Source organism: Legionella drancourtii LLAP12, from assembly GCF_000162755.2.
Classification (GTDB): Bacteria; Pseudomonadota; Gammaproteobacteria; order Legionellales; family Legionellaceae; genus Legionella; species Legionella drancourtii.
Map to the genome: position 1 here is coordinate 203837 of NZ_JH413847.1, position 12404 is coordinate 216240.

The following is a 12404-nucleotide window of genomic DNA, read 5'->3' on the forward strand; positions in this document are numbered from 1 at the left end:
TCGATTAGCGCAGGGATTTTTTCAGAGCTAAGCGATTAGGGCTTTAATGCAGCGTCTTAGTTTTTACCGTGATCCGTTCAGGCTATATTTTGCCTCAAAGGGCATGAATTACTTAGCCTGATCGGGGCGGAAAAGGCGCTAAATTAGATTAGCGCGTTTTAATGTTATTCCATATCGCTTTGGTATTCACCAAGGCAAGCTAAACTGTTTAAGCGCGCACGTTTTAACAATGCTTCTTGCGCGCTGGGGATATTTTCTTTTTTACCGCCCCAAGCAGCTAAACAATCTTCTTGTAATGCTCTACCGTAAGAGAAACTGAGCGACCAGGGTTGATGCCCAATACTGTTGATTGCATTTAAATTAGCCGTTGCTTGTTGTGGTGTTTGACCGCCAGACAAGAAATTAATGGTTGGTACGGCAGCAGGAACGTTATTGCGGAACACACTGATGGTGAAATCAGCAACTTCATCAGGCTCGCTAAATGGCGTATTTGCTTTACCGCAGGTTACCATGCTTGGTTTTAGGATAATATGTTCTAATTCCACTTGGTGAATGAATAAAGCATGGAATACTTCATGCAATACAATTTCGCATACTTCCGCGCAGTGTTCAATGCTGTGCTCACCATCCATTAAAACCTCAGGCTCGACAATTGGCACAATACCGGCAGCTTGGCATGCTGCGGCATAACGAGCCAAGTTTTCTGCTCCGGTTTTAACAGCAGTTAAACTTGGAGTAAATTCTGAAATTGAATATACGTTACGCCATTTAGCGAAGCGTGCACCTAATTTTTTGAAATGTTGTAAACGTTCAGCCAGACCATCTAAGCCTTGCGTTACTTGCTCATTTTCAGTATTGGCTAAATCAACTAAACCTTTATCTACTTTAATTCCTGGTACAATGCCTTTATCAGCAAACAATTTTGCAATTGGCGTTCCGTGTTCATCGGTTTGCGCAAATGTTTCTTCGAACAAAATGACGCCGTTGATGTATTGTTCTAAATCGGGAGTAGTAGCCAGCAGTAAGCGATAATCACGACGGTTTTGTTCGTTGTTTTCTGTTTGGATTGAGGCGAAACGTTTGCCAATGGTGCCATTGCTTTCATCAGCGGCCAAAATACCTTTACCTGCTTGTAGCATTTGCTCCATAGTGGCGGATAATTCTTCATAACTCATAATGTTTTTACTCCTGGTCGTTATCTTGAAATGTATTTTTCACGAATAATTTGTTGCATGGCAAAGCCTTGCTCTTTTAAATAGTTAAACGCTTCGTCGATCATACCTGGATTTCCACATAAATAAATAACATCATGTTGTGGATTTAAATTCAGGGTAGGGAAGGCATGTTGTACATAGCCAGGGCGTTCGTTTTCCAGCAAGTCGTCAGCCGGTTGGCGGCTTAAATAAGGTAAGAAGGTTGCCTGCGTGTATTTTTGGGCAAAGGCATGGAAGTCATTGGGATAGAGGATTTCTTCCCGTCGTTGTACCCCTTGGAGAATGACAACCTGTAAATTAGGATTTTGCTCCATACGTCTGCCAAGCTCGGTAAGCATTGCTCTGTAGGGCGTAATGCCAGTGCTGGTTGCTATGAGAATATAGCGGCCAGGCTGCTCATCTTTCATGGTTAAACGGCCAAAAGGACCACTAATATTAATAATGTCCCCAGGTTTTAGATTAAAAAGGAGTTCAGTGCCTGGCCCATTAGCAAAATAGCCGGCCGCAAATTCAATCTGGTTATCTTGTTTGGGTTCGCTAGCAATACTGTAACTGCGCTTTAAGGCTTTACCTTCATGCTCAAAATGGATGGTGATAAATTGTCCGGGTTCATAACTAAAATGAGGTGATAGCTCACAGTTAAAAACAAAGTGTTTTACCTTAGGCGTAATCATAAATGATTCTTTTAAAGTAACAGGGAAGGTCTTTATTTGCATAAAAATATCAACTTTTGTTATAAAGTGTCTAACTATAAGGAAAAAATTATGCAATGCAAGGGTTGACGACATATAATTAACTTATGAATACGACACATGACTTGGTTACAATCTTAGGCAATATAAGCCAATCCTTATACCCTATACAGCGTTTAATTACCGGGGGGGCTTATTTATTGGGTATGTTATTCTTCATAACTGCAGTTATGAAGTTCTTGAAAGTCGCTGATCGCCGTGCGCAATCGCCATCACAAGAGAAGATGTACTCGCCAATGATGTATTTATTATTTGGCGCAATTTTAGTTTATTTGCCTTCGGCGCTTAATTTGGCAGCAAATACTGCCTTTGGCGTGGGTAATGTTTTAACCTATACTTCGTATAATCCAACCAATATCTACAGCTCGATGGGCTTATTAATTCGTACTGCGGGTATTTTATGGTTTGTACGTGGATGTGTCTTAGTGGCGCAAGCAAGTCAGCCTGGAGCAAAACATGGTCCCAAAGGCTTGGTATTTATTATTGCGGGTATTCTATCAATAAATTTCGACAATACCGTAGGGATGTTAAATACTATTATGGGAAATATTGCTGTTTGGTCTGTTGCTCTTAAGAACAGTCAAGGCTTTTAACGTGAGGAACCTGGCGCATTTATTGGTGCTTTGCTTTAAGACTCAGTGAGTGAGCCTTAATGAGGTGCTTTACTCTTCTTCTCCACAAATGCGTAGATGATTTGCTTTGGCAAAATCCATAATTGATTGATAGAGCAAAGGACTTGATTCTTTAAGCTTAGGGTCGAGTAGAACGCATTGATATCCGTCGCTATTAATGCTAGGACGCAATAGGGGGGAATAACGAATGCGGCAATTTTTAAAGCTGGCAAGAGAGCCGCTCATACGTTCTGCCCAATCACTAGGACGAAACGTTTTGCCTTGGGCTGTTCTTCCTTCGATAATGATTGTTTTATTTTGAGGATCGGCCATAATTCTATACAATATAAATACAGTGTGCTAAGTATAACAGCAAATGGTGATTTCTGTATTGAAATTTATTCGTTTTATTGCAATATATTTGTGTTTGCAAAAGTAAATTTTATCCCTATCATGTCAGATTGGGGCTATTTAGCGTTTAATGAAGGTTATTATTAATGGAAAAAGAAAGTCATTCAGGTATTTATTTATTACCTAATTTATTTACTACAGCCAGCTTATTTGCAGCATTTTATTCTCTGGTTGCGTCAATGAAAGGGCAGTTTGAGGTGGCTGTAGTTGCTATCTTCATTGGTATGATCGCCGATGGTTTAGATGGACGTATTGCCCGTTTAACCAATACCCAAACAGAATTTGGTGCTCAGTATGATAGTTTGTCCGATATGGTGACCTTTGGCGTAGCTCCATCACTATTACTCTATAATTTAACTTTAAGTCACTTGGGCAAGGTCGGTTGGTTGGTTGCTTTCGTTTATACTGCTGCCGTGGCTTTACGCCTCGCCCGTTTTAATACCCAGCTTGAAACAGCGGACAATCGTTATTTCCAAGGTCTTCCTTGTCCGCCATCTGCCGCCGTGCTGGCTTCTTTTGCCTGGTTATGTTATCAAAATGACTGGCATAACATGTTTGTTTCCATATTCGCCGCGATTTTATCTTTAGTTGCGTCGGTACTGATGGTTTCCAACTTTCGTTATTATAGTTTTAAAGAAGTGGACTTTAAGGGCAAGGTGCCTTTTTTATATGTCTTGGTTATGATCGTTTTATTTGTTGCAATCGCAGCAAATCCATCTTGGGTTATTTTTGTTGCTTTTAGTGCTTATGCTTTATCGGGATTGGCTTTAACTTTGTTCATTTTGAACAAAGTGAGAAAACAAAGAAAAAAGTCAGAAAATAAGTCATAAAAAAGTATTCTGAAATACCTTAATCTAAACGATAAGGGAAAAAGCCCTCTTTATTTTTTCTCCTGAATAATAAAGAGGGTAAGCGATTGATGTTTTATTGATGCGGAATTAATTGATTTCGTTGTTCGTATAAAGATGTAGCTATTTCTTCATCATTTTGTCGGGCTCGGGAAGAAGCTTCTATTGTCGCGCTCTTCATAAAGAAACTAAATGGGGTTGGAGCTATGCGAGCTCGTTCTTGTGCCACGCGAGGATTTTCTATTTCTTCTGCAACCACTTGTGCGTTAAAATCTTGCTCCTCTTCAGTGTCTGAGTTTTCATAACTAAAGCGCTCCGTTTTTTCTAATAGATGACCTCGCGTATAGGCAACCAGTGTCATACGATGCCAATTAGGAATGGTGTGCTTGCCACGTCGTGTAATCTCAAATTCTGTTGGTGTATCTAAAGGAATGATTTTCGTATTCGCATGAATTACTTCCTCAAAGTTTGCTATTAAACAATCCCCTTGCTCCACATCAAAGGCAATTTGATATTCGGGAAATGCTGTATATCCTCCTTTATAACGTTTTTCCTTACTGCCATAAAAACAAGATAAAAAGCCTAGATATTTACCTGGAAATTGATTCTCATCAGTATGAGTAAATGTTTGCTTATCGTAATTGAATTCTATAGCACAGGTTACATCAGAACCCGGAAAAATCCGATATTCTTCAAGAGGTTTCATTACGCGTTTACAATAAGTATATTCTTTTGCTGCTACTTCTTTATATGTGGCCTCTAAAGCGTTTAAGACAGCCCCGGCATAGGTAACAATCTGAGTATTATAATTATCTAGACCCGTATAATGAGAAATAGTCACGTTTTGGATGGGTAAGCCTAGTATGCCTAATGCCGCTGAACGACAAGCGGTTCTTCGTTGATTTTTCGCTTTACGTTCAATGCGATCTTCAACTCCTTGGGCACCACAGCTTTGTAAATTATACCAGGTAGCATTCATCGCATATTTATTCATCCCCTCAATGGCATCATCAGGAACTACTTTTTTACGGAAGCTGGCAACTAACTCCCCGGTGTCCAAATCATAGACATTAGTATTTTCTCTAATAATAGGATAATTGACTTCGTCAATTTGTTGGTGTTTTTCTGCGGTAGGTCCTCGTTTTAACCAGATTAATTGGATGCCATTTTCCCGATGTCTGTAGTTTCCTTCACGGTCTTGAATCGGGGGGCGAATTGGTAATTTTCTACTGGGATCAATAGAGTATTTACTGGTAATTACAGTGTCTTTTACCTCTTTGTTTATGCTACCAAAGAGTGAGTAAAATTTTTTCTGTAATGGCGTATTTAACGGGAGAATATTTAGCTTTTTTAACTCGTAATTTATCATGGTCAGTAAGAGTACTTTTGATGTTTTAGTGATTAAAGATTCTTTGACCATATGTGAGAAAAGATATAAGAGTGCCTTGATTGCCTCTTCATTTTGTCGGGCGCTCTTTTTTGTATTGAGTACAACAGGAAGATAATATTTTTGTAAATAAAGTTGTCGTGATTTATGTGTCTCATACTCTTTTACCCGCGGAAAGGTATATTCATTTCTCACCGGAGTATTGGTAAATGGAACATTGACAACTGTAGCATATTGGGCAAGCGCCATCGGCTCATCGTTGCTTTTAGGGCTAGGGAGTACATTTTTCCTAAATGCTCCTGATGCTCGACCATGTGCGGTGGTGAGTGGTGCTTGCGTGTATTTGTTAGGAAATCCACTCGCTTTTTTAGGTTTTGCTAATGGGGTATCTCCTTTTAGTGTACTTGTAAGTCTTGGTGGGGATATTAGAAAATGATTATTCGCTAAGTCATATCGAGCCTGTAATTTTTTTACAGTATGCTCAGGTAGTTGCTCTGGTTTTAACTGCGCTATTTCGTGTAGGAATTTATTCCAGTTTCTTCTGATTTCTGTTTGTACTTGAATGGAGAATTCACTTGCAATTGCTTCTGATTCAGCTTCAAGATCTATTAGTTCAACAGGTTGACTGTCGGGTTGTTCAGGAATTGGGGAATGAATCGTGTCCTGTTGTTCTTGAGTTGTTGCAGGAGGAGGGGGGCTATAAGCATGTTCTTCCCTTGTTCTTGGTTTTTTATGCTCTGAATTATCTTTTACATTTGTTTGATTTTGGGATCTTTTCATTGTTTATTCTCTCTATAAATGTTAGATGGGAACATCCAAGTAAGACTTAAGAGAAGCAAAAAAGTAGACTTATGATTCTTGATAATCTTCCATATTGACCAATCCTAGATCAATTATATGGGTTGAATTTTGTAACAACAAGATTATTTTTGAATAAATTTGATTTTCGCTATTTAGGTTTGATGGTCCAAAAGCCAATAGGAGCATTTCGGGTAAAGTTAACGGGGGGCGACTTAGCTACACTGATATCCAATTTTTAAAAGCCCGTCAAACATGATTCTGAAAAATTAATTAGGTTAACATTTCTAAGTTGGCGGGAATTTAGGATTTACAATTTCATCTGTATTTGATATTATGTTCTTTTTTTAAGCATTAGCATGTATAGGAAAAAGGTCCATGTCCATGTTTTTAAAACGAACACCTGTGATTTCGATATTGCATAATAAAAATTACAAAAATGCAGCTACATTCCATTCGAGGATCAAATTTTCCGTATCTGATTAGGTACAATTATCTTATGGAGCTTGAAGTTATGGAACGATTGATTTGCGCCCTGTCTTTTAGACAAAAGAAATGGTTCCTAGTTGGTGGGGGTCTTACTGTTTTAATTATTGGCTATTATTTTATTTCTCATGCACCTATCGTCCCTATAGTGCCCATTGTCCATTTACATGTGGATGAATCCATTCCTTTTTGGCCATGGACTGTGTGGATTTACCTGATTGGTCTTTATTTCCCCATCCCATATATCATTGAGAAAGCTCGTAGCCCAGAAACTCTCGTCACTGCGCTCCTAGCCACCCTATGCTCGGGATTTGTTGCTTTTGCATTCTTTTGGTTAGTTCCTATGGCCTACCCACGACCCTCGGTTATCTCTGGTGGAGACGCTATCTCCAACCAACTCTTGGCCTGGGTCTATCTTGTCGATTCCCCCATTAACACCTTTCCATCCTTGCATGTGGCATATTCGACCATTTTCTATCTTGTGATCAAAGAAGAAGTACCGTCTCAACGCTTGTTCTTTTTTGTAAATCTTTGTCTCATCCTCGCTTCTACCCTAACAACCAAACAGCATTTTTTGCTAGATGGCATCGCCGGGGTTTTACTAGCCCTGATCTCTTTCCGTGCTGCTAGAGCCTTAGTCTCAAGGCCCCATTTTGCAAAAATTTCCCTGCTTTTTGATAAACGCTCCCAGGTAGAGCCTTCCAATTCACCCTAAAGAAATTTAAGCTGAAGTTTAAATGCCCATTTAAATATAAAATCTACCATACCATTGGGTAGCAGATTTAAAAAGCGTATGACATTGATATTTTTTCCTATGTAATAAGTGGATTTAATTTTTCTTTTTAGAATAAGTTGATGAAATAATTTAGCGACTTGTACTGGCTTGGTAGATTTGGACATGTCGGCATCAATTATTTTTAATCCAAGTGTTGCTATCTTGGAATAAAAGGGAAAGTTAGTTTTGAAACTTAATTCTTTGGCGCCATCCCAAATAGGCGTCTTAATGGATCCCGGGTGTATAATGGCGAATTGAACTTGGTAATAGGTGGGATGGTGAACCATTTCTCGGCGTAATGAAGTAATCAAGTAATTAATGGCTAGTTTAGAAATGGGATAGATGCCCATAAAAGGAACGGTCGTGGTTGCCGACCCTGAGCCCATGGCAATAATTTTTCCCTGAGGCACTAAAAAGGGAAGTACCGTTTTGATTAATTTTGTCGTTCCAAAAAAATTTATTTCAAAAATTTGTTTAAAGGATTCTTCATTGATGTCGAGCATCGGGCCCCAAGTGGAAATTCCCGCGTTAGCAATTAATGTATCAATAGAATGATGATTTTTCTGGAGATAAAATTCAAGTTTTTTGAAATCCTGATTATTGCCATAATCCAAAACAAAGTATTCGACTTGCGAATATTGTTTCGCTGTCTTTATTTCATATTGTGTTTTTAAACCAGCCAAGATTTTAAATCCTGGATAATTACCAAACTCTTCTAAAAACGATTGACCAATTCCTCTACTTGTTCCGGTAATAAGAACGGTTTTCATAAATGGTTTCCTAGTGACTGAATTATCTTATCGGTTTGCGTGTCATCATAAGCAGTAATTTCAAAAATTTGAATATGAGGAAAATTGAATTTTATAAATTTGAGCATTCTTTGATAATTTTTCTCTAACTCACGAAGTCCTGCTAAGTTTTCATGCAATTCTTTATTAGTTTGACTCTCTTGTGCGCGCGTATCAATTTTATTTAAAACCGTTTTCACTTTTGGACAAATATAAATAATGCCATCGGGCATTTGCGTTTGGTAGCGAAATTGCAGTTCAGCAATAAGATCCATCCAGTCTAATTTAAAAAGCCCGAGAATTTCCTGGGAAAAATTCCAGATGGAAGATTGAGACTTCGTTCGCTGTTTATGCAGTTCAAACCACCGCAAAATAAAATCCCAAGGCACTTGGCGAGTTTGCAATTTTGATAATAACTGATCATGCAGGGCACTGGTATCTATCCCTTTCATGTGTTGGCGATAAAGTTCTCCATAAACTAATGAATCAAGTACTGGATGACGCTGGGATAAAATGATTTCCGGTTGCCAGTTATTAATAAAAAATTGCTCAATAACACCAAATAACGTTGCTTGTAAGTAAAGGGAAACGCCTTTGAGTTCAAAAGACTTTAGTTCATCACTGAGCGAAGAAAAAATTTCCAATTTTTCAGAGAGATTTTTAAAAGGAGAGTCCGAAGCTTCATGGTAATTGGGGGCATTAATAAATGTAGTTTTATGTTGAACAAGCTTGGTTGTCGCCATGAGACGATGCACTAGCGCGGTTTTTCCTGAGCCATCAATACCTAAAATAGTATAATGCTTACTCATAAGACGTCACAAACTTGAATGGTTTCGGCATGAAGATCAAAAAATGCTTCTCGCACAGGCTCCATAATTTCTCCATCCATCTCCAATAAAAATGGTGTCAATGATGAAACTTTTATAGACGTGACAGAATGAAAACCTGAGTTTTTATCTTTAAGAAAGGCACCTTGGTGGAGTTTAATGAACAGAGAAAATAACTGACTCATATTCATTTTTTGGGTAAAAACAAAATCAAGTAAACGATCGTTGCGTTGTACTGGAGTGCCAAAGTTCATGCCACCGGATACGTTCGGGGTTTTGAGAATTCCCATATTTGACATAATTTCATTAAAGACTATTTTTTCGTCCTTAGAGGTGATTAATTCGAAAAAAAATCGCTGATGAAAGATATTTTTTAATAAAAGAATAAGCGTACAGAAATTGGCTAGATTAAAATTAATTTTTTTTAAATGGTGGATTATGGGGTTGGTATTGAAGATATAATTTCCCTGTGCCGTTACGCCAATGCCAGCATTGACTAGAAACAAAGCTTCCCTAGGCTCTCCTCCTCCATTAATCATGCAACATCTCCCCACATCGTAAGTAGTGCTTTGGGTAGACATTCGCAAGCTGTAACCTTTTACTAGGTTAGAATAGGGTTTGTGAAAGTCATTGCTACTGCCCAAATTAATGGCCCCAAGCTTTATTTTTTTTCGCTGTTGTTCGGAAAAAATTTCAAAAATTTTGTTTAGGAGAGTGTGAATGGAGCCATCTCCGCCCGCACTCACTAATTGGATTTCCGCCGTTTCCCAGGCTGGTAATTTAGCTATCTCTTTAAGTTGTTGGGTGAGCTCGGTAATTCCCGTCGTAAAAATAGGTCGGTAGTTAATGGCCCGTTCTTGCAGAATCTGCTCTACCTGATGCCACTTCTTGAGCGCAACTTGACTGGCCGAATGGGTATTGATAAAAATATAAATCATAACAACATTTCCTTCTGGATGTCTTCAAAAACTGTGCGCGCCAGATCCTCAATACTTAAACTGGTATCTAAATTTTTCCAGTTGGGCTGTTTTATTTTATCCCATTCCTGCTGCGCTTTTTTCTGAAATGTAAGAAAGCCTTTTTCCTTATCACGTTCATAGCCGCTTTCATAGCCTGAAATCACCTCTTTTCTTTTAAGTGAAGTCACAGGAGAAATATCTAAATAGTAAACCAAGTTTGGTTTAGGGAAAATTTTTACCATCGCGTCCACATCATCGCGAAGTGCGCCATGCAAAATTTCACTGATATAGTATTTATACCAATAGCTATTGATGACTAATATTTGTGGGTTTTCTTTTTGTGCTACATGAATGGCCTGGGCCATACTATGAAATAAAAAAAGCGATCTTGCGTGACAAGACAAGGTTTGAAGATATTTTGCAATACCCTGTTTGTTTACAGGAGCAATAAAAAGATTTTTGTCCAAGATATCCCAAATAGTGGCCACTTCAACTTTATATCCCTGAAGGCGTAGTGACTTCTCAAGAGCGTTGCAGAGAGTAGTTTTACCTGAGCCGTCGGCGCCGGCAATGACAATTGTTTTCATTCAGGGCCATCCATATTTTGTAAATAATTGATAAGATCCTGGTAACTTCCGCTGGCATTCAGCCTTGAATCAGTAAGATTAGCAATCACATCGTGGTTTTTGGGCGTAGATAATAAAAACGTATTCATGCCCACAGTAGCTGCGGGCAAATCTTTTATGGGATCGTTGCCAATCATAAGGCATTCGTGAGGAGTTAGTTGAAATTTGGACACTAGTTCTTGGTAGTACTCTACTCTAGGTTTCGTTCTTGTCATATTTTCTGCATGGGTAATGCCATTAAAATAATTTAAATGAAGTCCGGCAGCTTCGAGGCGAGTTTTGATTGCCGACATCGGAAATACCGGATTAGTTGCAAGAATAATACGATAGCTGTTTTTTTTTGCCCAAAGCAAAATTTCTTTGTTTTGCGGAATAGGATAAAAAAAACATTTTAAGCGAGGGAAATCTTCGTTAAGGATTTGGCGAACCAAACCCTCAATAGTTACCTTGTTTTTGCTTTTTGAATAATCAACTAAATAGTCAATGAACACATTAAAGTTTGTAACAGATGTTGTATTGTTCAATAATTTTTGCACAGCTTGGCGAAAAATTCCATGAAATCGGAGCATGCTAATTTCAGGAAAGAAACGATAAATAGTAATGGCCAATAAAGGAAAAGAAAAGATCCGATGCATTTCCAGTAGCGTTCCATCCAGATCGAAACAAAGGGTGGTAATTTTACGGCGCTCCAAGTTAAGTTTCTCCTTCCATATAAACCTGTCCGGTATTGCCATTGACCGTAATGATTTGATCATCGCTAAGTAATTTATCAATGCCGGCAATGCATAGAACAGCCGGAATTCGGTATTCTCTGGCTGAAACAATTCCGTGAGATAAAATACTGCCTGTAGAAGTTACAAGCCCTGTCGCCAAAGAATACAATGGAGTAAAAACCGGGTTAGGACTTTGGGTAACGATAATGTCACCGAGATTTATTTTTTTAGCGTCTTCAATGGTTCTGATAATTTTTACTTTGCCGGTGACAATCCCAGGAGAGCCACTTTCACCGTGAAACAGGGTTCCGCTGGCATCCTGTGTAAAGGTGGCATTAATATTTTCCTGTTCAATATAATCACCTATGTAAGAACTCACGGGTATTTGATTGAGACTGGTTTGAAATTGTCTTCTTCTTTTCGTGGCCAGGAAATGAAGTGCAATAGGTGTCTGATTTTGAAAAACATTTTTTATTTCTTCTTCCGTTAAGAAATAAATTTGATCAATTTCTTTGATTCTATGTTCGGCCACGAAGCTACGAGCAATTTCATGATAAAACGCTCGGGTGGCTTTAAACACTCGCGAGCAATAAAAATGATGTTCTTCATCAATCCTCATAAATTCTCGGATGAAGTGATTAAGCTTTTTTAAAAATGTCATCGTCATGGGATGAAAACGCAATGAAGCAAATAGTTGCTCACAAAATTGGTTATGTTCCTCTAGTCTGCCTTGCATGTTTTCTTCTAGTGAGTTTTCAAAACTCATGACCGATGCCTTAATGAAAGGCATCAATCTGATAGGATCTTCTTCCCAGGTGGGTTCACGAATGTCCCAGTTACTAGTGAGATGGCCATTTTTTTGCAAAAAATCTAAAAAATAGGATTTCTTTTTTAAAATGGTCAGTGCTGCTTCCAGCTGATTGCTTTGCAGCAACTGGAGTAAAGTGCTGTCTTGTTTGATAGTTTGAAATAATTTTTTAAATTGAATATTCATTTCGAGGGTTCGATTTTTTTCTAAACTTTTAGAAAATTGCAATAATAAAAAATCGGCTGGTTCCTTGGGAAATAGGGCCTTGCTCATAGTATTTACCATCCAAACGCAGGCCGTCTTGATGATGTAAATGGCCAAATCCGGCTCCATGTAAAGAACAGCAATGTTCTCTAAGCGGTCGCGATATTTATAAGTCTGTTTTTTATCTTGGATATCAA

At 38.4% G+C, this 12404-nt stretch carries 13 protein-coding genes; 3 read left to right on the forward strand and 10 right to left on the reverse strand.

The genetic code is table 11. The features are described 5' to 3' along the window. Positions 1-164 precede the first annotated feature (164 nt). Together LDG_RS15720 and LDG_RS15725 are read right to left on the reverse strand one after the other, a co-directional pair. Positions 165-1175, reverse strand: a complete 1011-nt coding sequence (locus tag LDG_RS15720; protein WP_006872430.1) for a class I fructose-bisphosphate aldolase — start codon at positions 1173-1175, stop codon at positions 165-167. Positions 1176-1195: 20 nt separating this feature from the next. Continuing rightward, on the reverse strand, positions 1196-1930 hold the full coding sequence (locus LDG_RS15725; RefSeq protein ID WP_006872431.1) for a ferredoxin--NADP reductase: 735 nt from the start codon (positions 1928-1930) through the stop codon (positions 1196-1198). An 83-nt stretch (positions 1931-2013) separates the two neighbouring features. Between LDG_RS15725 and LDG_RS15730 the strand changes: the two genes are divergently transcribed. Then, positions 2014-2559, forward strand: coding sequence for a hypothetical protein (locus LDG_RS15730; protein ID WP_040536242.1), 546 nt, complete (start codon positions 2014-2016; stop codon positions 2557-2559). A gap of 69 nt (positions 2560-2628) precedes the next feature. On the opposite strand, the gene LDG_RS15735 is transcribed toward LDG_RS15730, so the two are convergent. Continuing rightward, positions 2629-2910 carry a DUF3579 domain-containing protein gene (locus LDG_RS15735; protein ID WP_006872433.1) on the reverse strand — a complete coding sequence of 94 codons (282 nt, stop codon included), beginning with the start codon at positions 2908-2910 and terminating at the stop codon, positions 2629-2631. A 164-nt stretch (positions 2911-3074) separates the two neighbouring features. Here LDG_RS15735 and pssA point away from each other — a divergent pair, with 164 nt between their 5' ends. Beyond that, a complete protein-coding gene (gene pssA, locus LDG_RS15740; RefSeq protein WP_006872435.1) occupies positions 3075-3818 on the forward strand; it encodes a CDP-diacylglycerol--serine O-phosphatidyltransferase in 744 nt (247 codons plus the stop codon). A 94-nt stretch (positions 3819-3912) separates the two neighbouring features. Here the strand turns inward: pssA and LDG_RS15745 are convergent, their stop codons facing one another. After that, positions 3913-6003: a hypothetical protein gene (locus LDG_RS15745; RefSeq protein ID WP_006872436.1), complete on the reverse strand. Its 2091-nt coding sequence runs from the start codon at positions 6001-6003 to the stop codon at positions 3913-3915. A 532-nt stretch (positions 6004-6535) separates the two neighbouring features. Between LDG_RS15745 and LDG_RS15750 the strand changes: the two genes are divergently transcribed. Then, on the forward strand, positions 6536-7222 hold the full coding sequence (locus LDG_RS15750; RefSeq protein ID WP_006872438.1) for a phosphatase PAP2 family protein: 687 nt from the start codon (positions 6536-6538) through the stop codon (positions 7220-7222). On the opposite strand, the gene LDG_RS15755 is transcribed toward LDG_RS15750, so the two are convergent. The 6 genes from LDG_RS15755 to LDG_RS19750 all read right to left on the reverse strand — a co-directional run. Further along, on the reverse strand, positions 7219-8052 hold the full coding sequence (locus LDG_RS15755) for an SDR family NAD(P)-dependent oxidoreductase (protein WP_006872439.1): 834 nt from the start codon (positions 8050-8052) through the stop codon (positions 7219-7221). The genes LDG_RS15750 and LDG_RS15755 overlap by 4 nt on opposite strands. After that, a complete protein-coding gene (locus LDG_RS15760) occupies positions 8049-8879 on the reverse strand; it encodes a hypothetical protein (RefSeq protein ID WP_006872440.1) in 831 nt (276 codons plus the stop codon). The genes LDG_RS15755 and LDG_RS15760 overlap by 4 nt, the downstream gene beginning before the upstream one ends. After that, the gene (locus LDG_RS15765) at positions 8876-9835 is read right to left on the reverse strand and encodes a diacylglycerol/lipid kinase family protein (protein ID WP_006872441.1); all 960 of its coding nucleotides are present in this window, start codon (positions 9833-9835) and stop codon (positions 8876-8878) included. Before LDG_RS15765 ends, LDG_RS15760 begins: the two co-directional genes overlap by 4 nt. Further along, the gene (locus tag LDG_RS15770; RefSeq protein WP_006872442.1) at positions 9832-10443 is read right to left on the reverse strand and encodes a dTMP kinase; all 612 of its coding nucleotides are present in this window, start codon (positions 10441-10443) and stop codon (positions 9832-9834) included. The genes LDG_RS15765 and LDG_RS15770 overlap by 4 nt, the downstream gene beginning before the upstream one ends. Beyond that, complete coding sequence (locus LDG_RS18690; protein WP_006872443.1) at positions 10440-11174, reverse strand: HAD family hydrolase; 735 nt, start codon at positions 11172-11174, stop codon at positions 10440-10442. Before LDG_RS18690 ends, LDG_RS15770 begins: the two co-directional genes overlap by 4 nt. 1 nt (position 11175) lies before the next feature. Beyond that, a partial coding sequence (locus LDG_RS19750; protein ID WP_040536245.1) for a PEP-utilizing enzyme occupies positions 11176-12404 on the reverse strand: 1229 nt, incomplete at its 5' end.